Annotated in this window: 21 protein-coding genes; 7 read left to right on the forward strand and 14 right to left on the reverse strand. The window is 70.6% G+C overall.

The features are described from left to right. Positions 1 to 38 precede the first annotated feature (38 nt). The gene (locus EIZ44_RS00700; protein ID WP_037811480.1) at positions 39 to 1,988 is read left to right on the forward strand and encodes an MFS transporter; all 1,950 of its coding nucleotides are present in this window, start codon (positions 39 to 41) and stop codon (positions 1,986 to 1,988) included. On the opposite strand, the gene EIZ44_RS00705 is transcribed toward EIZ44_RS00700, so the two are convergent. The 11 genes from EIZ44_RS00705 to EIZ44_RS00755 all read right to left on the reverse strand — a co-directional run bounded on the left by EIZ44_RS00705 (position 1,985) and on the right by EIZ44_RS00755 (position 14,413). Further along, positions 1,985 to 2,809 (reverse strand): HpcH/HpaI aldolase/citrate lyase family protein, encoded by an 825-nt coding sequence (locus tag EIZ44_RS00705; protein ID WP_134727376.1) that lies wholly within the window; start codon positions 2,807 to 2,809, stop codon positions 1,985 to 1,987. The genes EIZ44_RS00700 and EIZ44_RS00705 overlap by 4 nt on opposite strands. Further along, positions 2,806 to 4,014 (reverse strand): CaiB/BaiF CoA transferase family protein, encoded by a 1,209-nt coding sequence (locus EIZ44_RS00710; RefSeq protein ID WP_134727377.1) that lies wholly within the window; start codon positions 4,012 to 4,014, stop codon positions 2,806 to 2,808. The genes EIZ44_RS00705 and EIZ44_RS00710 overlap by 4 nt, the downstream gene beginning before the upstream one ends. Continuing rightward, on the reverse strand, positions 4,011 to 5,960 hold the full coding sequence (locus EIZ44_RS00715; protein ID WP_134727378.1) for an SUMF1/EgtB/PvdO family nonheme iron enzyme: 1,950 nt from the start codon (positions 5,958 to 5,960) through the stop codon (positions 4,011 to 4,013). Before EIZ44_RS00715 ends, EIZ44_RS00710 begins: the two co-directional genes overlap by 4 nt. Next, positions 5,957 to 6,850, reverse strand: a complete 894-nt coding sequence (locus EIZ44_RS00720; RefSeq protein ID WP_037811488.1) for a ribokinase — start codon at positions 6,848 to 6,850, stop codon at positions 5,957 to 5,959. Before EIZ44_RS00720 ends, EIZ44_RS00715 begins: the two co-directional genes overlap by 4 nt. After that, positions 6,847 to 8,166: an ADP-ribosylglycohydrolase family protein gene (locus EIZ44_RS00725; protein WP_037811489.1), complete on the reverse strand. Its 1,320-nt coding sequence runs from the start codon at positions 8,164 to 8,166 to the stop codon at positions 6,847 to 6,849. Before EIZ44_RS00725 ends, EIZ44_RS00720 begins: the two co-directional genes overlap by 4 nt. Continuing rightward, entirely contained in the window at positions 8,163 to 9,323 is a 1,161-nt protein-coding gene (locus EIZ44_RS00730) for an ADP-ribosylglycohydrolase family protein (protein ID WP_134727379.1), read from the reverse strand. The genes EIZ44_RS00725 and EIZ44_RS00730 overlap by 4 nt, the downstream gene beginning before the upstream one ends. A 92-nt stretch (positions 9,324 to 9,415) precedes the next feature. Continuing rightward, positions 9,416 to 10,696 (reverse strand): ABC transporter substrate-binding protein, encoded by a 1,281-nt coding sequence (locus EIZ44_RS00735; protein ID WP_037811492.1) that lies wholly within the window; start codon positions 10,694 to 10,696, stop codon positions 9,416 to 9,418. Between the two features lie 38 nt (positions 10,697 to 10,734). Beyond that, positions 10,735 to 11,562 carry a carbohydrate ABC transporter permease gene (locus EIZ44_RS00740; protein ID WP_043828767.1) on the reverse strand — a complete coding sequence of 276 codons (828 nt, stop codon included), beginning with the start codon at positions 11,560 to 11,562 and terminating at the stop codon, positions 10,735 to 10,737. Between the two features lie 3 nt (positions 11,563 to 11,565). Next, the gene (locus tag EIZ44_RS00745) at positions 11,566 to 12,516 is read right to left on the reverse strand and encodes a carbohydrate ABC transporter permease (RefSeq protein ID WP_134727380.1); all 951 of its coding nucleotides are present in this window, start codon (positions 12,514 to 12,516) and stop codon (positions 11,566 to 11,568) included. Next, a complete protein-coding gene (locus EIZ44_RS00750; RefSeq protein WP_134727381.1) occupies positions 12,513 to 13,550 on the reverse strand; it encodes a LacI family DNA-binding transcriptional regulator in 1,038 nt (345 codons plus the stop codon). Before EIZ44_RS00750 ends, EIZ44_RS00745 begins: the two co-directional genes overlap by 4 nt. A 311-nt stretch (positions 13,551 to 13,861) precedes the next feature. Next, a complete protein-coding gene (locus tag EIZ44_RS00755) occupies positions 13,862 to 14,413 on the reverse strand; it encodes a TetR/AcrR family transcriptional regulator (protein WP_134661719.1) in 552 nt (183 codons plus the stop codon). A gap of 65 nt (positions 14,414 to 14,478) precedes the next feature. Here EIZ44_RS00755 and EIZ44_RS00760 point away from each other — a divergent pair, with 65 nt between their 5' ends. From EIZ44_RS00760 to EIZ44_RS00770, 3 genes are read left to right on the forward strand one after another with little or no spacing between them, the layout of a single operon-like run. Beyond that, a complete protein-coding gene (locus EIZ44_RS00760; protein ID WP_134661718.1) occupies positions 14,479 to 15,240 on the forward strand; it encodes an ABC transporter ATP-binding protein in 762 nt (253 codons plus the stop codon). A gap of 48 nt (positions 15,241 to 15,288) precedes the next feature. Continuing rightward, positions 15,289 to 16,617 (forward strand): FtsX-like permease family protein, encoded by a 1,329-nt coding sequence (locus EIZ44_RS00765; RefSeq protein ID WP_134727382.1) that lies wholly within the window; start codon positions 15,289 to 15,291, stop codon positions 16,615 to 16,617. Positions 16,618 to 16,641: 24 nt separating this feature from the next. Further along, a complete protein-coding gene (locus tag EIZ44_RS00770; protein ID WP_037811504.1) occupies positions 16,642 to 16,968 on the forward strand; it encodes a putative quinol monooxygenase in 327 nt (108 codons plus the stop codon). Positions 16,969 to 17,043: 75 nt separating this feature from the next. Here EIZ44_RS00770 and EIZ44_RS00775 read toward each other — a convergent pair whose 3' ends face one another. The 3 genes from EIZ44_RS00775 to EIZ44_RS00785 form a co-directional block, all read right to left on the reverse strand. Continuing rightward, positions 17,044 to 17,355: a transcriptional regulator gene (locus EIZ44_RS00775; RefSeq protein WP_134727383.1), complete on the reverse strand. Its 312-nt coding sequence runs from the start codon at positions 17,353 to 17,355 to the stop codon at positions 17,044 to 17,046. Further along, positions 17,342 to 17,839 carry a hypothetical protein gene (locus EIZ44_RS00780; protein ID WP_134727384.1) on the reverse strand — a complete coding sequence of 166 codons (498 nt, stop codon included), beginning with the start codon at positions 17,837 to 17,839 and terminating at the stop codon, positions 17,342 to 17,344. Before EIZ44_RS00780 ends, EIZ44_RS00775 begins: the two co-directional genes overlap by 14 nt. 563 nt (positions 17,840 to 18,402) lie before the next feature. Next, entirely contained in the window at positions 18,403 to 19,428 is a 1,026-nt protein-coding gene (locus tag EIZ44_RS00785) for a LacI family DNA-binding transcriptional regulator (RefSeq protein WP_240691189.1), read from the reverse strand. Between the two features lie 138 nt (positions 19,429 to 19,566). On the opposite strand from EIZ44_RS00785, the gene EIZ44_RS00790 reads away from it, so the two are divergent. The 3 genes from EIZ44_RS00790 to EIZ44_RS00800 are packed head-to-tail and all read left to right on the forward strand — an operon-like array spanning position 19,567 to position 24,562. Further along, the gene (locus tag EIZ44_RS00790; protein ID WP_205673001.1) at positions 19,567 to 20,901 is read left to right on the forward strand and encodes an MFS transporter; all 1,335 of its coding nucleotides are present in this window, start codon (positions 19,567 to 19,569) and stop codon (positions 20,899 to 20,901) included. 26 nt (positions 20,902 to 20,927) lie between these two features. Then, complete coding sequence (locus tag EIZ44_RS00795; RefSeq protein ID WP_134727387.1) at positions 20,928 to 22,985, forward strand: hydantoinase/oxoprolinase family protein; 2,058 nt, start codon at positions 20,928 to 20,930, stop codon at positions 22,983 to 22,985. Next, on the forward strand, positions 22,982 to 24,562 hold the full coding sequence (locus tag EIZ44_RS00800) for a hydantoinase B/oxoprolinase family protein (protein ID WP_134727388.1): 1,581 nt from the start codon (positions 22,982 to 22,984) through the stop codon (positions 24,560 to 24,562). The genes EIZ44_RS00795 and EIZ44_RS00800 overlap by 4 nt, the downstream gene beginning before the upstream one ends. Positions 24,563 to 24,574 lie beyond the last annotated feature (12 nt).

Here is a 24,574-nt window from a genome sequence, read left to right on the forward strand (position 1 = left end):
CCAGTAATTATCTTACCGGTCTCGAATCAGGACGGTCCGTGCACGCTTCGCCTTCATCCGAGCCCGATCCGCAGCGCTGGCGCGCCTTGTGGGTGTGCCTCATCGCGGGGTTCATGACGCTGCTCGACGTCAGCATCGTCAACGTCGCGCTGCCCTCGATGGAGCACGGGATCGGCGCGACGCCCGCGGATGTCTCGTGGGTCGTGTCCGGCTACGCGCTCACGTTCGGGCTCGCGCTGGTGCCGTCGGGGCGGCTCGGCGACGACTACGGGCGCCGCCGGATGTTCCTGCTCGGGCTGGCGTTGTTCGTGGCGACCAGCGTGCTCTGCGGGGCGGCCCCGAACGCCACCTGGCTCGTCGTCGCGCGGCTGGGGCAGGGCGTCGCGGGCGGGTTGCTGAATCCGCAGATCATCGGCCTGATGCAGCAGCTGTTCTCCGGGCGCGAGCGCGGTAAGGCGTTCGGCGCGTTCGGGGCGACGGTCGGGCTTTCCACCGCGATCGGGCCGGTGCTCGGTGGGTTGCTGATCCAGGGCATCGGCGTCAACCAGGGGTGGCGCTGGGTCTTCTACGTCAACCTGCCGATCGGGATTCTCGCGATCCTGTTCGGGCTGCGCCTGCTGCCCAAGGACGCGCGCAGCGGCCGGAAACGGACGCCGGACCTGGTCGGCAGCGTGCTGCTCGGCGTGGCGGTCGTGCTGGTGATGCTGCCGCTGATCGAGGAAGAGGAACAGGCGGCCGCGCCGCGCTGGTGGCTGATGGGCGTCGCGGCCGGGCTGCTCGTGCTGTTCGTGCTCTGGGAGCGCTGGCTCGGCAACCGCGGCAAGCAGCCGCTGGTGAACCTGAAGCTGCTGACCGTGCGCAGCTACTCGATGGGTTCCGCGCTCGGCATGGTCTATTTCGCCGGATTCACCGGGATTTTCCTGGTCCTGACGCTCTTCTTCCAGCAGGGCCTCGGCTACACGGCGCTGCAGGCCGGCGCGGCGATGCTCGCGTTCGCGATCGGCTCGGCGATCTCGCCGACCATCGGCGGGCGGCTCGTGCACCGGTTCGGCAGGCCGATGGTCGTGCTCGGCACGCTGCTCGTCGCGGTCGGGCTCGCCGCGACCGCGTGGCTCGTCCGCGACTACTCCGGCGCGAACACCGCGTTCGTGCTGGCCGCGCCGTTGTTCGTCGGCGGGTTCGGCAGCGGGCTGGTGATTTCGCCGAACTCGACGCTCGCCTTGGAAGAAGTCCCGCCCGCGGAAGGCGGCACCGCGGCCGGCGTGCTGCAGACCGGCCAGCGGATCGGTTCCGCGGTCGGCACCGCGCTCGGCGGGTCGCTGTTCTTCGGCGAGCTCGGGCGTTCGCACGGGGACTACCACTCCGCGACCGCGCTCGGGCTGATCGGGTCGACCGCGCTGGTCGGGCTCGCGTTGCTGTTCGGCGTCGTGGACATCCTGCTGTCGCGGACGCGCAAACGCCGCAGCACAACGCAAAGCGCGCCGCCCGCGGCGATTTCGGGTGCGGTCAGCGGCCTCGCGCCCGCGGAAACCGCGTCTGTTTCGTTGACGTCCCTGGAGACCCACGAAGTACGCCGCACCACCACCGGCGCGGACAACACGTTCGCCCTGGACGCTCCGGCGGGCTCGTATCTGCTGCTGGTCCAGGCGGGCGGCCGGGAGCCGGTGGCTCGCCATGTCCAGGTGGGCGCCGAGCCGGTGCGCGAGAACGTCGAACTGGCGCGGTCGGTCCGGCTCACCGGCACCGTGCACGCGGTCCGGGGTCCGTTCCCGGGCGCGCAGGTCGCGGTGCTGGACGCGAAGGGCCAGGTCCAGCGCGTCACCGTGACAGACGAGGCGGGCCACTACACCGTCGAGGACCTGTTCCCCGGCGAGTACACCGTCGTCGTGACCGGATATCAGCCGGTCGCGGAACCGGTGCAGCTGACGACCGAGGGCCCGGCCCGCTTCGACCCGTTGCTGCGCTTGGTTTCCGCGGACAAGGCCTAGTCGGAGACGAGCGCCAGCACCGCCAGGGCCTGGTCCCGCATCGCGACGTCCAGGAACGTCCCGTCGGCGAGTGCGATCGCGCCCACCCCGGCCTGAGTGGCACCGTCCATTCGGGACAGCACCTCCCGCGCCCGCGCGACCTCCTCCGCCGTCGGCAGGAAAGCCGCGCGGATTGTCGGCAGCTGCATCGGGTGGATCGCCGTGCGGCCGCGGAAGCCGAGCGCTCGCCCGGCCCGGCAGCTTTCCGCCAAGCCGTCGAGGTCGCGGACGTTCGCGTACACCGACATCGCCGGCGGGGGCAGCCGCGCGGCGCGGGCGGCGTTCACGATCCGGCTGCGCGCCCAGGTGAGCCCGGCTTCGTCGGCGAGCCGCAGGTCGGACCGCAGATCCGCCTCGCCGAGCCCCAGCGACGCCGTCTGCGGGGAAGTGAGCGCGATCTCCAGCGCCCGCTCCACCCCGAGCGCCGACTCGATCAGCGGGTGCAATTCCCGCCCCGGCAAGGCATCGGCGTGCGACCGGACGTCGAGCGAACTCTCGACCTTCGGCAGCCGCGCGCCCACCCACGCCGGCAGTGCGGCGACCGCGGCCACGTCCGCCGCGTGCCACGGCGTGTCCGGGTGGTTGATCCGCACCTGCACCGGCCGCGACGCGGGCACCTCGGCCAACAGCCGCATCGCGTTGTCCCGTGCGGCGTCCTTCTGCGCGGGAGCGACGGCGTCTTCGAGGTCGACCAGCACGACGTCGGCGTCCGAGGCGAGGGCTTTGGCCACGCGGTCGGGCCGGTCGGCGGGGACGTAAAGCAGGGTCAGCGCGGGTGTCATACCGCTCCCTCCGCCCGAAGCTCAGCGATCCGCGACGCCGTGAAGCCCAGCGAACCGAGCACCTCGTCGGTGTCCGCGCCGTGCGGACGTCCGGTGAAGCCGATGACGCCGTCGTTGTCCGACAACCGGAACAGCGGCCCCTGCATCAACGTCGTGCCCAGTTCCGGGTCCTCGATCTCGTGGATCGTGCCCAGCGCGCGGAACTGCGGATCCGCGACGATGTCGGCCGCGTCGTAGATCGGTGCCACGGCCGCCTGCGCCTCCTCGAAGGCCGCCACGACCTCGTCCCGGGTGTGCTGCGCGATCCAGCCGCCGACAGCCTCGTCCAGCACGTCCGCGTGCGCCGCCCGGTCCGCGCCGGTCGCGAACCACGGCTCGTCCGCGAGTTCCGGACGGCCGACCAGCCGCACCACGCGTTCCGCGATCGACTGCGCCGACGTCGACACCGCCACCCATTGCCCGTCGCTCGTGCGGTAGGTGTTGCGCGGCGCGTTGTTCGTGGACCGGTTGCCGGTGCGCGGCTGGACCGTGCCGAGCTGGTCCCATCGCGTGATCTGCGGTCCGAGCATGGCGAGAATCGGCTCGATGATCGCGACGTCCACGACCTGGCCGCGGCCGCTGGCGGTCCGCCCGGCGAGCGCGACCATGATCGCGTACGCGGTGGCCAGCGACGCGACCCCGTCGGCGAGCCCGAACGGCGGCAGCGTCGGCGGCCCGTCCGGTTCGCCGGTGGCCGCGGCGAATCCGCTCATTGCCTCGGCGAGCGTGCCGAAACCGGGACGCGGCGAGTACGGCCCGAACTGGCCGAAACCGGTCACCCGCGCGAGAACCAGCCCGGGGTTGCGCGCGGACAGCTCCTCGTAGCCGAGCCCCCAGCGTTCGAGCGTGCCCGGCCGGAAGTTCTCGATCACCACGTCCGCGGTCTCGGCGAGCGCCAGGAACACCCCGCGCCCGCCGTCGCTGCTCAGGTTCGCCGTGACGGTTCGCTTGTTGCGCCCCAACGTCTTCCACCACAGGTTGACGTCGCCCTTGGCCACCCCGTGCGTGCGCGACGGGTCCGGTCGCGACGGATGCTCGACCTTGATCACCTCGGCGCCCATGTCGCCGAGGTGCATCGCGGCCATCGGACCGGCGAACAACGTCGACGCGTCGACCACCCGCAACCCGGCCAGCGCCCCGGCGGACGCCTCCCTCGACACGGTCATCGCGTCACGTCCCACGCACAGCGGAAGCCGACCGTCGCGCCGCGCGCCAGCCCGAACCCGGGCAGCAGCAGCTTCACGCTGTAGTCCGGCGCGTGCCGTCCGCCCTCGACATACCACTCGGAACCCTCGGCGCGGTAATCGCTGCCGCCCTTGAGCATCACGAACCGGGTCCTCCCGTCGGAGTGTTCGCTTTCGGTCCAGTTCCACACCGCGGGCGTGCCGCGCCGCAGCCCGCCGGTCTCCCCGGCGAGCTGCCATTCGTCCTCGGTCGGCAACCGGCCGCCGCGCCACGCGCAGTACGCCCGTGCGTCGTCGAGGTCCACAAAGGTCACCGGCTCGTCCGGGGCGAGCGGACGGCCGTCGGCCCAGTGCGCGAGGAACCGATGCGGCTCGACCGGCTGATACCCGGTAGCGGCAAGGAATTCCGCGAAATCGCCGTTCGTCACCTCGGCAGCGGCGACCGCGACCGGCGACGCCAGCGAACCGTCGCGTTGCAGCGTCCGGGCGTCGTGCAGCCGAGGCGGCAGCGGCTTCCACTCGTCCACATACGGCGCGCCCTGGTACATCCCGGTCTCGCGGCCGCGGTACCGGACCGTCAGCGCGTAGTGCCCGGCAGGCACCACGACCGCGTCGTCGTCGGGCGTGCCGTTCGTCGGCTGCGGCCGGACCCGCGTCGCGAGCCGATGCGGGAAACGCGCGTGCGGATCGTGGGGGAGCGTCGCCACCTGAGACAGCCACGACGGCTCCGCCGCGCCATCGGTGACCCGCAGCAACGCCGAAATCCCGCGCGCGGGCACACGTCCGTCGGCGAACAGATCGATCACCGGACCGTCCACAACGGACCCGAGATAGTCCGAGTCAGAGCGGTTCACGACCGTCCACAGTGTCCAGTCGCCGAGTTCCCAGCGCGACGCGTAAACCCCGGCGGCTTCGGCCTCGGGCGTCAGCGGCGCCAACGGCGTCCACTCGCCCTCGCGCAGCAGCTCACCCGCCGCACGCTGCACAGACACCATCCGGCGCACCGTCGCCGCGTCTCGCTGCGACCAGCCGACCCACACGCCGAACACGACTTCCCACACCATCACGCCGACGCCGTTCAGCCACGCCGACTGCAGCTCCTCGGTGTGGTCGCGGTGCCATCGCCGCACGTGGTGCTGCATGTGCCGCCGCTCGTACCAGTGCGAACGCAGCACGCCCGGCACCGGTGAATCGGCGAAGAACTGCGCCCACGACGCCGAATGGTCCTCGATCCGCTCGACCGGCAGCTTCGATTCGCCCTCCAGCACGACCCCGGGCCGCGCGCGTTCGAGCTGCTCGACCAGCGCGGGGTCAGCCTTCTTCAAGGTGTCCAGGAAGACGCCGTCCGCGCCTAAATCGGCCAGCACCGCGGCCAGTTCCGCGGCGTCGTCCTCGCCGCGGCGCGTGCCGACGTCCCACGGGTTGTAGTCCACGAACACCCGCACGCCCGCCGAGTGGAACACCTCGACCAGTTCGCGGAGACCGGGCACGTCGCGGTAGAAGTCCCACTGGTTTCGGTCGTCGAGACCGATCACCGGGTACGCGTGCCACAGCACGACCGCGTCGAGGCCGCCGAACCGCTGGTGCGCGTCGGCGAGGAACCGCTCCGGCGTGAACCGGTGCTCCTCGAACGAATACAGCAACTCGTCCCACAGCCATACCTGCGCGACCGTGTGGCATCCGGCGGCCCACGCGGCTTCCGGCCGGTCGTAGGCGCGGCCGTGGTAGCTGTGCCGCTCGTGCGCGTCGGCACGCCACTGCCGCAGCCGGGCCCGCCATTCCGGCCGGTCGGCGGGATCCGCCGGGCCGACGAAGATCTTGGCCTCGTCCAGCGCCGCGAGCTGCTCGGGGGAGAGCGGCGCGCCGAGCGGGACCTCGGTCGGCCGGTCGATCGGGCGCGGGACGAGCGGGTCGAACACGTAGGTCATCGGGCGTTTCCTCCGGCCGCGAACTCGGCGACCTCTGCGACGGTCGGGACAGCGGATTGCGCGCCGGGCCGGGTGACGGCGAGCGCTGCGGCGGCCCCGGCGCGTTCGGCGGCTTCGCGGAGCGGACGCCCCTCGGCGAGCGCCGCCGCGAGCACGCCGCAGAACGTGTCCCCGGCACCGGTGGTGTCCACCGGGGACACTCGGAAGCCGGGCAGGTGCACGATGTCCTGCTCAGCGACAACACAACCGGCCGCGCCGAGCGTGATCACCACGGCGGGTGCGCGCTGTTGCAGCATCCGGGCCAATTCCTCTGGCGCACCGGACGCACCCGCCAGGTCGGCCGCCTCGTGCTCGTTGACCACCAGCACGTCGAGGTCGAGATCCGGCAGCGGCCGGGACGGCGCGGCGTTGAGCACCATCCGGGCGCCAGCTCGCCGGGCCGCGGCGGCAGCGGTCACGGCTTCGATCGGAATCTCCAGTTGCGCGAGCACGACGTCCGCCGCGGCGATCCGCTCCAACTGCTGCCCGGCAAGCGAGAGCCGCGAGTTGGCCCCGGGCGCGACCACAATGGAGTTCTCGCCGTCCGGCGAGACCATGATGAACGCGGTCCCGGTCGCACTGTCCACTCGCGACACCAGGTCCGTCCGTACCCCGGCGTCCGTCAATGACGCCAGCAGAAAGTCCGCGCCGTCGTCCGGCCCGAACGCGCCGAGGAAGGTCGTCTCCGCGCCACCGGCGAGCGAAGCGGCGACTGCCTGATTGGCTCCCTTGCCACCCGGACTGCGCCGCAAATCGCCGCCGAGGACGGTCTCGCCCGCGCCCGGATGCCGCGGAACGTCGACCACCAGATCGACATTCGCCGACCCGACCACCACCACTCGCCCAGTCATCTCGGCACCCCGGCCGTTCGTGCCGCGAGGTCGGTGATCCGCTGCTCGCCGCCGGGCAACGACGTCGCGATCCGGTTGTCGAGCGGCTTCGTCCACTGCTCGCCGATCCCGTCGAGCCCCACCAGCGCACCGACCACGCCGCCGACCGTCGCGGCCGCGGAATCCGTGTCCCATCCAGCCGTGACGGCGAGCGAGATGCTCTGCCCAAAGTCGCCATCGCCGCAGGCCAGCGCGTACGCGATCACCGCCGCGTTGTTCAGCACGTGCACCCAGTGCAGGCCGCCGTACCGGGCATGCAACCGGTCCAGCCCGTCGTCGTAAGCCGCGGCTTCTCGCCCGAACCGCACCGCTTCGGCCAGCCGACTGTCCGGCGGCAGAACGGTTTCCGCCGCATCGAGGACACTGTGGACGGAGTCGCACACCATCGCCGCCGACGCGAGCGCAGCCGCCCACATCGCGCCGTAAATGCCGTTCCGGGTATGGCTGAGCCGCGCGTCCGCCCACGCGAGCCGCGCGGCACCGCGGACGTCGCCGGGGGAGACCCAGCCGAAGACGTCGGTCCGGATCAACGCGCCGATCCACTCGCGGAACGGGTTGAGGTGCGTCGCGGTCTCCGGCACCGGTCGCGCGTCCAGCAGATTCCGGTACGCGGCGCGCTCGGCGGTGAACACCCGCCCGGCCGGAAGCTGCTCCAGCCAGAGCTGCGCGACGTCGTCCGCGGTGAACTCGCGGCCGTGCCGTTCCAGCAGCGTGAGCGCGAGGATCGGGTAGTTGAGGTCGTCGTCCTCCGGCATCCCGGAGATGTTCTCCTCCAGCGAAGTCGGCGCGGACCGCCGGTTCCACGGCCACCGCGCCGCAACGTCGTCCGGCAGGCCGACCGCGGTGAACCAGCGGTCCAGCGGCCAGCGTCCGGTCGCGCGCAGGATCTCCTCGATGCCCTCTCGCGGGATCTTCTCCACCGGCTTGCCGAGCAGGCATCCCGCCGCCCGGCCGGTCCACGCGCCGAGCGCGCGGTCCGCGGCGGGGGCCGGGAGCACCGGCGCGGGCGGGAGCAGCGCCACGATCTCGTCCCATCCGTCCGGCTCGTGCGGCGCGGGCGGGCAGGGGAGCGCGGCCAGTTCGTCCAGCAGCGTCCGGGCCAGCGCCCGCAACGCTGGGGGCGCCGGCCGCGGTCCTGCCCCGCTCACCGCGGGCACCGGATCACCGCCGGCGGCGATCCAGCGCTCCCGCACCGAGGTCACGTCCTTGCCCTCCACAGTGGACTGGACGAACTCGTGCGCGAGCAGGTCTTCGGGCTGCGCCCAGGTCAGCCTCATGCCGCGGCCAGCGCGTCGAGAGCGGCGAGCCGCGCCTGGACCCGCGCGCGGTCGGCCTTGACGATGTCCGCCGCGGCCGAAGCGAGCAGCCGCCCGGTCTCGCGCAGGTCCATCTTGCTGGCCTCGCCGATCGGGTCGATCCACTCGTCCGGCACCGAGGCCGCCCCGCCGAGACCGGCGCAGAGCGCACCCGCCATCGACGCGATCGAATCGGCGTCCCGGCCGTAGTTCACCGAAGCCAGCACCGCACCGCGGTAATCGCCCTGATGGCCCAGCACAAACCCCAGCGCGGCAGGCAATTCCTCGATCGCCTTGGTCCGCGACGGCCGCCGCGCGTCCATCGACATCTGCCGGTACTCCGGCCCGACCGAATCGAACGGCGCGACCACCTCGCGGATCTTCCGCGCGAGCGCACGCTCTTCGTCGTCGGTCTTGGGCGCGGCGTTCCACCCCTGGAAGGCGTCGACCACCGCCCGCATCGCCGCCAACGTCCCGTCGTGCGACACCGCGAGCGCAGCCTGCACGACGTCGTCGATCGAGGCACCCGGCGCGACCGCAGCGGCGACCATCGCGGCCAGCACCCCGGCGGCCTCCCGGCCGTAGCTCGACTGGTGCGGCGCGGTCAGGTCGATCGCCTCGGCGTACGCGGCCTGCGGATCGCCCGGGTTCACCACCCCGACCGGTGCGATGTACATCGCCGCACCGCAGTTCACGATGTTGCCGACGCCCGCCTCACGCGGGTCCACATGCCCGTAATGCAGCTTCGCGACGATCCACTTCTCAGCGAGGAAAACCCGCTGCAGCAACAGCGCCGTCGACTCCAGCTCCGGCACCCAGCGCGGTTCGCCGATCATCAGCGGCACCAGGTCCTCGGCCATCGAGTACGCGTCGAGGTGCGCGCGGCGCTTCGCGTACACCTCCACGATCGCGCGGGTCATCAAGGTGTCGTCGGTGATGTGCCCGTCGCCCTTGTGGTACGGCGCGATCGGGCGCGCGTCCCGCCAGTTCGGGTACCACGGCGGGACGATCCCGGTCACCCGGCCGCCGTGGCGCTCCTCGATCTGCTCGGGCGTCCACCCTTCGGTCGCGCCGCCGAGCGCGTCCCCCACTGCCGCGCCGGTGATCACTGCCACCGCGCGGTCCTCCAGCCAGGTCACCGGCTTGTCCCTTCATTCCCCGGCACGGGCATGCGGCCCGCGCCTGTCGTGCGCGCCGGGACCGGAGCAAGCGCCCAGCCCCGGCGCGGCGGTCACTTGCCGACGCTCTTCCAGCCGTCCTTCAGCTGCTGCGCCAGCGTGTTCGCGTCGATCTGGTTCGCCAGGAAGCGCTGGTAGGCGGGCGTCGCGACGGTGTCCTTCCACTGCGCGTACTTGCCGGCGAACAGATACGGCGCCGAGGTCAGGTACTTGCCCGAGGCCAGGATGGTGCTCCAGCCCTTCTTGGCGCCGAGCTTCTTGTCCAGCGCTTCGCGAGCGGAGTTGCTCGCCGGGATCAGCGTGTCGGCCTCGTTGAGCGCGGCGAGGTTCTCGGTGCTGGTGAAGAAGTCCAGGAACTTCGCGGCCTGCTCGACGTGCTTCGAGTCCTTGTTGACCGACAGCGTCTGCGGGTTCGCTGCCTGCGCCGGTCCGGCCGGGCCCGCGATGGGCGGCAGCGCGACCCAGTCGAGATCCTTCGGCGCGTCCTTCTCGATGTTCGCCGCCTGGTAGGAGCCCTGGACGGTCATCGCGACCTGGCCCGCGTAGAACGGGGCCAGCGCCTTGCCGCCGGACTGGGTCAGCGTCACCGGCAGGATCGAGTGGTCCGTCGCGTTCATGTCGTGCACCAGCTGCGGCAGCGCCATTTCGCCCTGGCCGACAGTGATCTGCGCCTGATCGCCGGTGCCCTCGAAGTACTTGCCGCCGAACGCCGGGGCCATCGCCACGAACGTCGCGGTCGGGCTCGACAGGCCCCAGCCCAGGCCGTACTTGCCGTCCTTCGTGGCGGTCTTGGCCATCTGGCGCAGCTGGTCCCAGGTCATCGTCTCGCCGGTCGGGAGCTGCGCGCCGGACTGCTCCAGCAGCTTCTTGTTCGCGAAGACCACATAAGACTGCAGCTCGGTCGGGTAGGCGACGACCTTGCCGTCGACCGTCACCGAGTCGAGCACGCCCTTCGGGATGTCCGCGCGCTTCTGCTCGGACAGATACGGGGAGAGGTCGGCGAGGTAGCCGTCGGTCGCGAACGGGCCGATCCCGGCCGCCTCGTAGTGCACGATGTCCGGCGCGGTGCCCGCGTTGAACTGGGTGATCAGCTTGTCGTAGGCGCTGTCCCAGCCGGCCTGGACGACCTTCACCTGCGTGTCCGGATGCGCCTGGTTCCACGCCCCGACGATCTTGTTCGTGGCGGCGATCGCGGCGGGCTGGTCCGACAGGGACTGGAACGTGAGGGTGACCGGGCCGCCGTCCCCGCTGTCCCCGCCGCTGCCGCCGCACGCGGCCGCGAGCAGGCTGGTGAGGGCGAGGCTGGCGGCGACTGCCGCGCGTCGTGTCTTCATCGACCGACCTTTCGAACTGTTTCCGATGGGGTTGGGGCTCATCCCTTCACCGCCCCGGCCATGAGGCCGCCGGTGAGCCGCTTCCGCAGCAGGCTGAAGAAGGCGATGCTCGGGATCGCCGCGAGCACCGCGCCCGCGGCCAGCGGACCGAGGGCGACCTTGCCCTCGCCGCCGATGAACATGGTCAGCGTGATCGGCAGCGTGTAGTTCTCCGGCGACTGCAGCAGCACCAGCGCGAAGAAGAACTCGTTCCACGACGACACGAAGCTGAACATCGCCGTCGCGACCACACCGGGGGCCAGCAGCGGGAACACGATGGTGCGCAGCACGGTGAACCGGTTCGCGCCGTCCATCGCCCCGGCCTCCTCGAGTTCCACCGGGATCGCCGCGACGTAGCCCTGCAGCATCCACAGCGCGAACGGGAGGATGTAGGTGGTGTGCACGAGCGTCAGCCCGACGAGGCTGTCGGCGAGACCGAGCGTCCGCAGCACGAGGAACAGCGGCAGGATCACCAGCACCACCGGGAACACCTGGCTGACCAGGATCCAGGTGACGCCCGCGACGCGCAGCTTGCCCTTGAGCCGCGCCAGCACGTAGGCCGCGGGCACCGAGATCAGGATCGCGAGCACGGTGCTGGCCAGCGCGACCAGCAGGCTGTTGAACGCCGAATGCAGCAGGCCCTGGCGGGAGAGCGCCTCGCCGTAGTTGTCCCAATGCCATTCGCTCGGGATCAGGTTGACCGACAGCGAGTTCAGCTCCGCCGACGACTTCACCGACGCGGAAATCAGCCACAGCAGCGGAAAACCGAGGAACAGCAGGTACAGCACGAGAGCCAGGTACTGCGCGGGGCGCACGGACCAGCGCATGGATCACCGCCCCCTTTCCGGGCGGTCGCCGCGGAACTGCGACCGCAGATAGATCGCGAGCAGCACGACGACCACGATCACGAGGACCAGCCCCATCGCGGCGGCGTAGCCGATTTCGCGGTTCTTGAACGCTTCGAGGTAAACGAACAGCACCGGAACCATGGTTTTTCCGCCCGGGCCGCCCGCGGTGAGCACGTAAACGAGCGAGAAGGAATTGAAATTCCAAATAAAATTGAGAGAAGTAATGGAACTGACGATCGGGCGCATGCTCGGCCAGGTCACCGCGGTGAACCGTCGCCACGCCCCGGCTCCGTCCACTGCTGCCGCCTCGTGGAGTTCGGCCGGGATCTGTTGCAGGCCAGCGAGAAGCGTCACGGTGGTCTGCGGCATGCCGACCCAGACGCCGACCACGATCACCGCGGGCAGCGCGGTGTTGAAATCGCCGAGCCAGTTGATTCCGTCCGGCAATCCGATACTGCCGAGGAACGCGTTGAGCGGACCGCCGTTGGCCGAGTAAATCATTTGCCACATGATCGCGACGACCACCGGCGGCATTGCCCACGGAATGAGCGCGAGCACCCGCGTGAGGCCCTGGAGTTTGAGACCGGAATTGAGCAGCAGCGCGAGACCCATCGCGGCGGCCAGCTGCAGGACTGTCACCCCGACCGTCCAAATCAGACCGATCCGGAGCGAGTCCCAGAACAGCGAGTTCCCGCCGAGGCGGACGAAGTTGTCGATCCCGGCGAAGCCGAAGTCCGGATGCCGCACCAGGCGGGTGTCGGTGAAGGCGAGCACGATGCCGATCACCAGCGGGGCCACCGACAGCACCAGGATCGGGATCAGCGACGGCATCACCAGCGCGATCGCCTCGCGCCGGCGGGTGCGGGCCTGGGTGGTCTTCTTCGGGCGCGGCGGGGGAGCGGGGGCGACCCGCGGCTGCGTCGCGGTGGTCATTCTGCGTCCTCCGCGGTCTGGTCCGGAGTGGATTCCCGGGTGGATTCCCGGACGAACAGCTCGGTCCCGACCGAGATCTGCTGCGCCGGAGCCTCCGCGTCGTCGGTGAGCCCGAGCATGAGCCGGGCGGCGGCGCGCCCGCGCTCGGCCGAACCGAGGGACACGCTGGTCAGCCGGGGCAGGAAAACCTGCCCGAGCTCGGTGTCGTCCATCCCGGTGACGGCGACGTCGCGCGGGATGCTGAGCCCGAGTTCGTGGGCGGCGCGGATGGCTCCGATGGCGAGCAGGTCGTTGGCGGCGACGATGGCGTCCGGCCGTTGTGGACGGTCGAGCAGCTTCCGCGCCGCCTCGATCCCCGCTGCGACAGTGAAATCGGCGGCGACCTCGACGTCCGTCTGCGCGGAGAAGTCCTTTGCGGACACTGCCTCGTCGAACCCGCGCTGGCGCGAGGAGCCCGGTGTGGTGTCGAGCGGCCCGTTGAGGAACCCGATCCGGCGGCGGCCCAGCGAAACCACGTGCTGCACCGCCGCGCCGATCCCGGCCGCGGAATCGGTGGAGACCGAACTGATCCCGCGGTCGCTCATCGCCCGGCCGATCACCACGACCGGCACCGGGGCCCGGCCGATCTGCTCGATCAGCTCGTCGTCGGTGCGCAGCGGGATCACGATCATCCCGTCGACGAACCCGCCGTGCAGGCTGTGCATGAGCTCGGCGGTCGACGCCGCGGTGTCCCCGGTGGACATCACCACGACCCGGTACCCGTGCGGCGCCAGGACCTCGTGGATGCCGCGCATGATCTCGACGTAGACCGGGTTGCCGATGTCCGCCACCGCGAACGCGATCTGCGACGTCTTCTTCAGCCGCAACGACCGCCCGATCGCGTCCGCGCTGTACCCGAGCTCCGCCGCGGCGGCCCGCACGCGCTCGACCATCGCCTTGCTCGCGCCGGACCCGTGCAGCGCGCGCGAGGTCGAAGCCAGCGACACGCCGGCGCGCTCGGCCACCTGGATCAGCGTGGCTCGGGTTGACGTCATCGTCCCTCCCAGTCGGACACAGCAACAGCGGCGGAAACCGCTGTTGGAAACGTTTCCAAGCTACGCTCTGGTTAGTTTGGAAACGTTTCCAAGCGGTGGCGGAATCATGTCACCCGGATGGCTGACGTGTCAACGGAGCTGCCGCGGGGGCCGGGGATCCGTGACGTCAGCGTGATGTGTGCCGGTGTGGCGGCGCGACGGTCGGCCGCGGCTCCGCGCGGGACGAACTCGGCTGCGGACGGCGGGATTTCCTCGGCCAGTTCGGGTTGTTCGCCTTGCTGGTCGCCGACGAGATCCGCGCTTGCTCCGGTTTAGACCGATCGCCAGTCGGCGCGGACGACGTCCGCCGCCGAGGGAGCGTTCTCCGGATCGGTCAGCCACTGCAGCGCGGTCCCGACGAGCAGCGAGTAGTAGTGCGCGCCGATCGCGTGGACGTCCTTCGGATCGGCGTCCGGTCCGAGGTCGCCGAAGGCCTTCGCGAGCGAGACGCGCGCCTGTTGCTGGCCCTCCGCGTTGATCTTCCGGATCGTCTCGTCGTGCTGTAAGTAGCTGACGCTCTCGAAGTTCACGAACCACAGTTCGCGGTGCTCCTGAATGGACTCGATGATCCGCGCCCAGCGCCGCTCCGGACCGGCTTTCTCGTCGTCCGGGTCGGAGAGGACGGCGAACAGCAGCTCGCCCCACTCCGCGTTGAGGTCCTGCAGCGCCTGCGTGAGCAGCTGTTCTTTCGACCCGAAGTGGTAGTTGATCGACGCCTGGTTCGCTCCGGAGGCGGCGACGAGGTCGCGCACCGTAGTGCGCGCGTAACCGGCCTTGAGGAGGCATTCCCGGGCGGCGGTGATCAGGTTCTCGCGGTGTCCCACGCGTGCTACCGTATCAGGTAAACGTTCGTTTTAAACGATCGTTCATAACTCTGGGAGGACTCGAGATGACCGCACCCGCGATCCGCACCCGGCGGCTGCGCTGCCGCTTCGACGGCGAAGGCGGTCCGGTCGACGCACTGCGGGGCGTGGACCTGGACGTTCCGCGCGGTGCTTTCGCCGCGATCATGGGCCCGTCGGGCTCAGGGAAAACCACGTTGCTGCACTGTGCGGCCGGTCTGCGCACCCCGACCGAGGGGACCGTCGAACTGGACGGCACGGATCTGTCCACTTTGGATGAACCGCGGCTGGCGGAACTGCGCCGCCAGCGGATCGGTTTCGTGTTCCAGCAGTTCAACCTGCTGCCCGCACTGACCGCGGAGGAGAACATCGAACTGCCGCTGCGGTTGGACGGCCGTGCTCCGGACCCGCGGCGCACTGCGGCGTTGCTGGCACAGGTCGGCCTCGCGCAGCGCGGGGGACACCGGCCGGGACAGCTTTCCGGCGGTCAGCAGCAACGGGTGGCCGTGGCCCGGGCGCTGGTGACGGACCCGGAGGTGGTGTTCGCCGACGAACCGACCGGCGCGCTGGACATCCGCAGCGCGCGGGAAGTTCTGGGCCTGCTGCGGCATCTGGCGGACCGGGGGCAGACGATCGTGATGGTGACGCACGACCCGGTGGCCGCGTCTTATGCCGACGCGGTCCTGTTCCTGGCCGACGGCCTGGTGGTCGACCAGTTGGCCCGGCCCACCGCGGCGGCGGTGGCGAACCGGATGGCGGTGCTGGTCGAGTCCGCGGAGCGGGCGGCGAATGCCGTGGGTGCTCGGTGATCCGGCGCGAATGTCCGGTGACCACAGCAAGATCGAAGGGGGATTGACATGCTGAGACTGGCTCTACGGCTCTTCGGCCACCATCGGGCCGCCGCGGTGGCCACCGGTCTGGTCGCGCTCGTCGGGATGGCGCTCGTGGTCGCGATGACCGCCCTGCTCGGGACCGGCCTTTCCGGCGGCACCGCCGCTGCCGATCGGGGCTTCCTCACCCAGTTCCCGCTGATCCTGGGCGGCTGGGTGGTGGCGATCGTCGTGTTCGCGATGGTGTCGACGATCGGCGTCACGCTCGCCGGGCGGTCCGGCGAGATCGGCGGATTGCGGCTGATCGGTGCGGCGCCGCGGCAGATCCGCGTGCTCGTTTCGATGGAAACCCTCGCGATCACCGCCGTGGCCGCGCTGCCCGGGCTGGGGCTCGGCTACCTGCTCGGGCTCCTGCTGCTGACCGGCGTGCGGTCGACTGGGCTCACTTCGCCGCGTACGTCGTACGCACCCGGCATCGGGCTGCCGCTGCTCGGCGTCGCGGTGGTGCTGCTGGCCGGAGTTCTCGCCGCGTGGATCGGCAGCCGCGGCCCGGCTCGGCGGAGCCCGGTGGAAGAGGCGTCGTCCGGCCCGCGCCGGGCCAGGTCGGCGCGGCCGCGGCGGATCTCCGCAATGGTGTTGCTGGCAGCGGGTTTCGGCTCGGCAAGTGCGGTACTCGCCCTGCCTGCCGACAGCATCGCGACCACCGGCCTGACCGGTCCGGCCGTAGTGCTTTGCTCGATCGGGTTCGCGATTCTTGCCCCGGAACTGATCGCCGCGGCCAACCGGATCGTCGGCCGGCTCTCGCACGGGGCGAAGAACGCCGAGGCGCACCTGGCGGGCGTGAACCTGCGCGCGGCTCCGGAACGCGCCCGTCCGATCGTCACTTTCCTAACCCTGCTGGTCGGCGTTTCCGCGGGCACGCTCGCCATGCAGGGCATCGAAAACCAGCACAGCGTCCCGGGCAGCACCGGCGAGGTGCTGGCGTCGATCAACTACCTGGTGGTCGTCCTGATTTCGCTCTTCATGGCGATCGCGCTGACCAACAACCTGGTGGCCGCGATCGGCGACCGGCGGACGGAGTTCGCGACGCTGTCGCTGATCGGCTCGACCGTCCGGCAGGTCCGCGGCATGCTCCTGCGCGAAACCGCCGCCGCGGCCGTGCTGGCGATCGTCGTCGCGGTCGTGGGCTCGGTGCTGTGCGTGCTGCCGTTCTCGATCGTCAAGACGGGCGGTCCGGCGGCCGCGTTCAGCGGCTGGCCGTTCCTGGCGAGCGCGGTGTTCGGGGGAGGAGTGGTGCTGCTGGCGACGGCTTTGGCCGGGGCACGGGTGATTCGCGCCGCAGCGCTCGCTGGGTAGCCGGTCGCTTGCGATACTCGGGGCATGATCTTGATCGTCCTCAAAGCACAGATCCGTCCCGAGAAGCGAGCCGAGTGGCTGGAAGGCATCGAGCGCTACACCGCGAACGTGCGGAGCGAACCGGGCAACGTCTCGTTTGACTACTACCAGAACGGCGGCGACGAGAACGAGTTCGTCATGGTCGAGGTCTTCGCCGACAGCGCCGCCGGGGACGCGCACGTCGCGACCCAGCACGCGCAGGAGTTCTTCCCGTTCATGTCGACGGTCGTCGCGAAGAAGCCCGAGATCAACTACCAGAACCTCGACGGTGCGGCCTGGTCGGAAATGGCCGAGGTCACGCCGGTGGACTAGCCGGACGGCCGATCGCGGTGGCCAGCAGGTCGCCGCGATCGGCCGTTTACTCCACAGTGGACACTTCAGGGAGACTCAGCCGCGGCGTTCCGCCCGCTGCGACTGCTCGACGATCTGATTCAGGGCCGCGACATGCGTGCGCAGCGCCTGGTGCCCGGAACCGCTGAGGTTGAGCCAAGTTCGCGGCCGTTTGCCCACGTATCCCTTTTTGACTTCGACGTATCCGGCGTTGGCCAGGTTCGCGATCTGCTTGGACAGCGCGGAATCCGATAGCCCGGCCGAGTCGCGGACCCAGCTGAACTCCGCCCACTCGGTCCCGGACAGCAACGCCGCGATGGACAGCCGGGTGGGGTCGAGGAGGAGCGGATCCAGATCAGGCATGGCCATGCGGCGCGCCTCCCGAACGGCTGCGCCGGATCAGCGCGGCCAGCCCTCGTCGCAGGTGCTGCCCGAACCCGATCAGCACGATCGCCAGTACTGCGCCCAGGATTGTGTTCCCGTAAGGGATCTGCACGTGCAGCAGCGCCAGCGCGACGGCCGCCGCCACGCACACGAGGACGAAGACGAGCGCGATGGCGAACCTCGGCCGGATCGCGGACTTGTCCATTCGCACGCGGTGACCCAGTACCGCCGAGCCTCGGCGGGTGCGCAGCATCAGCACGTAGCCCACGACGAGCACGGCGAGGACGAGGCCCTTCCACTCGGCGGCGCTGGGCAGGAAGTCTGCCGAAGCCAGATACAGGAAGACGACGAGCGCGAAGACGACGTCGACCCACTTCGCGCCCTGCAGTTCGTCCAGCGCCTGATCCCTGCGGTGGTCGACGTCCCGCAACGCGCGGGCCGCCTCTTCCGGGGAGGGTTGCTCAGCCATGGCCGCCTCCTTGTCTGTCCGAGAGTACTTGCCTGAGGAGAAAGTACACTGCCACTTTCCTCTTGGGCAAGTACTGGCTTGGCGGGGAACAGCGTTGGGCTGGCGCGGTTCGCCGTGGGGGCGGCTGCGGCTGATGGGGTGCGCGCGGGTCCCGGACCGGCAGCGGGAAGGCGGCCGCCAGGCTTGACCTGGCGAGTGCTGGAGGTGCTGCGAAAACGGCGGTGGGAACTGGCGGCTGCCAGGTTCGACCTGGCGAGTGCTGGACGCGCCTGGGGAAGCGCCGCTCATGTCGGCAGGGGGAACTGGCGGCCGCCGGGTTCGCGCGTGCTGGAGGTGCTGCGAAAACGGCGGTGGGAACTGGCGGCCGCCGGGCTCGACCTGGCGAGTGCTGGACGCGCCTGGGAAAGCGCGGCTCGTCTCGGCGGCGGGAACGGGCGGCCGCCGGGTTCGCGGGTGTTGGAGGTGCGGCGAAAGCGCGGCTCATCTCGGCAGCGGGAACGGGTGGCCGCCAGTCTCGTGAGTGCTGGACGCGCGGCGAAAAGCGCGGTGCATCCCGTCGGGAGTCAGCCCTCGCGCCGAGTCGACCCCCGCAGTCGCAGTTCCGGAGTCAGGAACACCGGCCCCGCAGGCGTTTCGGCACCCGACAACCGAGCCAGCATCAGGTCGACCGCGCGTTCGGCCAAAGCTTCGTGCGTCAGGTCCATCGCGGTGATCGGCGGGGTGCTCGTGCGGGCGTGTTCGCTGTCGGTCAGTGCGGCGAGCAGCAGATCGTCCGGGATGCGCAGGCCCTGTGCGGCCGCGGCGTCGGCGATGAGCGGGGCGAAATCGCTGGTCGCGACCACGATCGCGTCCGGTCGGTCCGGGCCGGACAGCAAGGGCTGCACCAGTTCGGGCACGTCCCCGGGCGTCAAGCCCTCGCTGAGCAAGGCGGTCCGCGGCGGCAGCGCGCGCCGTTTGCACCACGCGAGATAGGTTTCGCGCGGCCGTCGGTTCCAGGCGTTGTCCTCGGTGCCGGACAGCAGCAGCACGTCGCGCGCGCCCTGGTCGTAGAGGTGGTCCAGCAGCGCTTCGACCACCGGCGGGTAGTCCAGCCGCACCGCCCACGGCAGGTCCGGGTGCTCCGGGTCCTCCTCGACGGTCACCACCGGCAGGCCGCGGCCGAGCAATTCGGCCAGAGCGGTGTCGCCGCCGTAGGGGTGGGCCACGATGCAGCCGTCCATGGGCACGCTCGCCACCGCCGGGTCGTGCAGGTCGGGGACGTGGATCAGGCCGGTCTTGTGCCGCAGCATCTCGGTCGCGATCGAGCCGACGAGCCTGTTGAACGTCTCGGCGCGGTCGGGCGTGCCGGCCACCGCGTAGCGCGGCCGCAGGATGAGCCCCACCAGCCCGGACCGGCCGGTGCGCAGCGAGCGCGCGTTCGGGTTCGGGTCGTAGCCCAGCTCCGCCGCGGCCTCGCGCACCCGCGCCTTGGTCGCCGCGGAAATGGGCCTGCGCCCGGAAAGCGCGTGCGAAACCGTGCTGATCGAAACCCCGGCGCGCTCGGCGACCTCCCGGATCGTCACCGGCCGTTTGCCGCCCTCGGTCTCCACCGTCGTTCCCCTTCGCGCTGCCTCCGGACGGCCCAGTATCGCCCACCGGCCGGCCCAGGAGGTCTTGACACCGCACCGGCGCGCGGGTTTGATGCCGCGAAAGCTCATCAAAACGTTTTGATGATGATAGGAGGCGCCATGGCCGCCCCGCACGAGCCCGCCCCGCCCACCGCCGCCGCGCCGACCGTCGGCGACGTCTGCACCGGGATGGGGCTGACCCGACGGCATTGGCTCGCCGGATCGGTGCTGTTCTTCGCGTTCGTCGTCGAGGCCTGGGAACAGGTCGGGCTGGTCTACGTCTCGAACGGGATCGCGGGCGAATTCGGCGTGGACAACACGAAACTGGGCTGGGCCCTGTCCGCGGTCGCGTTCGGCATGGTCCCCGGCGCGCTGCTGTGGGGCGGGCTGATCGACCGGCTCGGCCGCCGCCGCGTGACGGTCGCGAGCCTGCTGATTTACGCGGTCCTCGCGCTGGCGGCGGGGCTTTCGCCGGCGTTCTGGCCGTTTGTCGTGCTGCGGTTCCTGTCCGGCGTCGCGTTCGGCGGGGTTTACGCGGTCACGTTCCCGTACTTCCTCGAACTGCTGCCGACCGCTCGCCGCGGCCAAGGCGCGGTCGCGCTCAGCATCGGGTTTCCGATCGGCACGCTGCTGTGCATCGGCGTGAGCCAGTCGCTCGGCACGATCAGCTGGCGTGCGGTCGCCGTTGTCGCCGCGCTGGCCGGGCTGTGGGCGTTCGCCGTGCTGCGCTGGGTGCCCGAATCGCCGTACTGGCTCGCGCGGCGCGGGCGGCACGCGGAGGCCGCCGCGGTCTTGCGTGGTCTCGGCGCGGAAATTCCGGCTGACACAACGTTTTCCGTCGAGGATGCCGACCGCAAGGCGGGTGCGGTGCGGAACCTGTTCCGGTCTCCGGTGCGGCGGCGGTTCCTGCCGTTGCTGCTCACGTCGTTCACGTTCAGCTGGGGTTATTGGGGTTTGCAGACCTGGCTGCCGGTCCTGCTGCAGAACCGCGGGCTGAGCGTGTCCGGCGCGCTGTGGTTCGTCGCGGTGACGCAGGTGGTGTCCGTGCCCGGCTACCTGCTCGCCGCGTGGCTGACCCGACGGCACGGGCGCAAGCGGATCTTCCTGCTCTTCGCGCTGGCCTCGGCGATCGGCGGGGTGCTCTTCGGCCTCGCCACCGGTTCCACGCAGCTGTACGCGGGCAACCTGATCCTCGCGTTCTTCTCGCTCGGCGCCTGGGGCATCTGGAACACCTGGTCGGCCGAGGTGCTGCCGACCGGGCTGCGCGGCGTCGGCTACTCCTGGTCCACCTCGGCGATCCTGCTGGCGAACACCGTTTCGGTGCCGGTGATCGGCGCGATGATGGACCACGGGGTGGCGTCCTCGCTGACCGTCGCGTCGATCGTCGCCTTCCTCGTCGTGGCGCTGCTCGCCGTCCTTCCGCTGCCCGAGACCGAGGGTCGCGCGCTCACCTGAGTTCCCTTATCCGACAAGGAGTTCCCATGACCTACCGGGTCGCCATGGACATCGGCGGCACCTTCACCGACGTGGTCGTCCACGACGGCGCGACGCAGCGGCTGCGCGCGGGCAAGGTGCTCACCACCCCCGACGACCTCGCGCGCGGCGTTTTCGGCGCGCTGGAAGGGTTCGACCTGCCGTTCGCGGAGATCGAGTTCTTCGTGCACGGCACCACGCAAGGCCTGAACGCGCTGCTCGAACGGCGCGGCGCGAAGGTGCTGATCCTGACCACGAAGGGGATCGGCGACGTCTACCGGATCGCGCGCGGCAACCGGAACCGGCTGTTCGACCTGCATTACCGCAAGCCCGCGCCGCTCGTCGGCCCGGAAGCGGTCGCGGAGGTCGCCGGACGGCTCGACGCCACCGGCGCGGAGCTCGAACCGCTCGACGAGGACGCCGTGCGGCTGGTCGCGAAACGCGTGCGCGAAGAGGGTTTCGAGGCCGTCGCGGTGTGTTTCCTGTTCTCCTACCTGGATTCCGGGCACGAACGCCGGGCCGGGGAGATCCTGCGGGACGAGCTCGGCGACGACGCGCTGGTCGTGCTCTCCCACGAGGTCGCGCCGGAATGGCGGGAGTACGAGCGGACGTCGACGGCGGTGCTCGAGGCCTACACCGGCCCGTCGGTGCACCGCTACCTCGACCGCATCGAAGCGCGGTTCACCGAGAAGGGCCTGCACGTCCCAGTGCACGTCATGCAGTCCTCCGGCGGTCTGGTGAACGCCGGGTTCGCGCGGCGGCATCCCTTGCAGACACTGCTGTCCGGCCCCGTCGGCGGCACGATGGGCGGCGTCGCGGCGGCAAAGCTGCTCGGCCGCCCGGACCTGATCTGCGTCGACATGGGCGGGACTTCGTTCGACGTCTCCCTGGTCATGGACTACGCCGCCGACGTTTCGCCGGACGGCGAGGCGGAGGGTTTCCCGCTGCTGATGCCGCTGGTCAACCTGCATACCGTCGGCGCGGGCGGCGGTTCGCTCGCCTACGCCGAGGGCGACGCGCTGCGGGTCGGCCCCGAGTCGGCGGGCGCGGTGCCCGGTCCTGCGTGCTACGGCCGCGGTGGCACGCAGGCGACGGTCACCGACGCGAACTGCGTGCTCGGCCGCGTCGATCCCGAGTCGTTCGCCGGCGGCGGAATGCCGCTCGACCTGGACGCCGCGCGCACCGCCGTCTCGACGCTGGCGCAGCAGTTGAGCATGGACCCGATCGAGCTGGCGTCCGGGATTTGCGACGTCGGAAACGCCAAGATGGCGCAGGCGATCCGCACTCTGACCGTCGAGCACGGTCGCGAGCCGGGCCAGTTCGCGCTGCTCGCGTTCGGCGGTGCCGGGCCGATGCACGCGGCGTTCATCGCGCAGGAAATCGGCATCACCGAGGTGATCGTGCCGCGGTTTCCCGGCGCGTTCTCGGCGTGGGGAATGCTGGAGGCGGACGTCCGGCGGGACTTCACCATGCAGTTCTTCGCCAACGGAGCCGAACTCGACACGCGCGCGTTGCGGGTGGCGCTCGATTCGCTGCGCGATCAGGCGCTGGAAGCGTTGCAGGAGCAGGGGATCCCCGAGGACCGCCGCTCGGTGACGCACGGCGTCGACATGCGGTACGAGAGCCAGGACTACACCCTGACTGTGCCGATCCTGGACGACGATCCGGTCGACAGCCCCGATTTCCTGCCCGCCGTCGAAGCGCGGTTCGCCGAAATCCACCACCAGCGGTACGGCCACGCGACCCCCGGCGCGCCCGTGCAGTTCGTCGCGCTCCGCACCACCGGACACGGCGTCGTCGACCGTTCTGCGGCGGCTGCCGAAGCGAGCGCCGAACGGCCGGATCCGGTGGTCCGCGACGTCGTCTTCGCCGGACAGCCAGTGCCCACCACGATCGTGGCGCGCTCGTCGCTCGCGCCCGGCAGCCGGTTGGCCGGACCCGCGATCGTGCACGAGGAAACCGCCACCACGGTCGTACCGCCGGACGCCGAACTCGCCGTCGACGACCGCGGCTTCCTGGTCGTCACCCTCGCGGCCGCCGGCCACCTGCAGGAGGAACACGCGTGAGCATCAGCCCCGTCACCACCGAAATCATCCGCTCGGCGCTGATCCAGGCAGCCGAGGACATGAACATGACCCTGATCCGGTCGTCCTACACGCCGACGATCTACGAGGGCAAAGACTGCGCCGTCGCGCTGCTGGACCGGAATCACCGCGTCCTCGGCCAGTCCTCGGGCCTGCCGATTTTCCTGGGGAACCTGGAGATCTGCACCAGCCACACCGAGGATCTGTTCGGCCCGGACGTCTGGCAGCCCGGCGACGTGTGGGTGCTCAACGACTCCTACATCGGCGGCACCCATCTCAACGACTGCACCGTGTACGCGCCGATTTTCGTCGGCGACGAACTGGTCGGCTTCGCGGCTTCCCGGGCGCACTGGATCGACATGGGTTCCAAGGATCCCGGCGGTTCGATGGATTCGACGAACATCTACCAAGAGGGCCTCCGGATGGGTCCGACGCGAATCGTCGCGGGCGGCGTCGAATGCATGGACATCCTGCGATTGATCGAGACGAACGTGCGGTTTCCGTACGTGACCCTGGGGGACATGCGCGCGCAGATCGCCTGTGCCCGGATGGGCGTGCGGCGCCTCGGCGAGTTGTTCGCCCGCTATGGCGCGGAAACCGTCGACGCCGCGCGCGAGCAGATCTTCGCCCAGACCGAACGGCTGGAACGCGAACGGATCGCGGCGATCCCGGACGGCGAATACGAGGCGACCGGATACCTGGACAACGACGCGATCGACCCGGACACGCCGCTGAAGGTGCGCGTGCGGGTCGTCGTCGAGGGCGAATCGATGACGATCGACCTCACCGACTGCGCCGACCAGGCGACCGGCCCGGTCAACTGCGGCCGCTCCCAGGCGATTTCCGCCGCGCGGGTCGGGTACAAGCTGCTGATCTCGCCGCAGGTGAGCCTGAACGGCGGTTCGTTCGCGCCGCTGGACGTCCAGGTCCGCGACGGGTCAATGCTCGGCGCGCGGGAACCGGCGGCGTGCCAGTACTACTACTCGAGCCTCGGCATGCTGATCGATCTCGTGGTGGCCGCGCTCGCGCCCGCGATGCCGGACCGCGTCGCCGCGGCCAGCTACGGCGATTCGATGATCGTGCAGTTCGCCGGCGACCACCCGCGGACGGGCGAGCCGTTCGTGACCCTGGAAGCGACCGTCGGCGGCTGGGGCGCCTGGGAAGGCGGCGAAGGGGAGACAGCGCTGATCAACAACGTCAACGGCTCGCTGCGCGACCTGCCGGTGGAGGTGGTCGAAACGCTGTATCCGGTGCGGGTGAACGAATACCGCATCCGCACGGGCTCGGGAGGCGCGGGCCGCTGGCGCGGCGGGGACGGGGTGATCCGGGAGTACGTGATGGAAGCGGATCAGGACCTGTCGCTGTGGTGGGAGCGCTCGGTGACCCCCGCGTGGGGCCTGTTCGGCGGGTCGTCGGGCGCGCCGCCGCGAGTGGTGCTGAATCCGGGGACGCCGGAGGCGCGGGAGATGTTGAAGGTGAACAGCCTTCGCGTGCGGCGCGGGGACGTGCTGCGGTGCGAGTCTGGCGGGGGAGGGGGGTACGGGGTGCCGGAGGTTTAACGGGCGCTTTTC

It is taken from the genome of Amycolatopsis nivea, from assembly GCF_004522235.1.
GTDB lineage: Bacteria > Actinomycetota > Actinomycetes > Mycobacteriales > Pseudonocardiaceae > Amycolatopsis > Amycolatopsis nivea.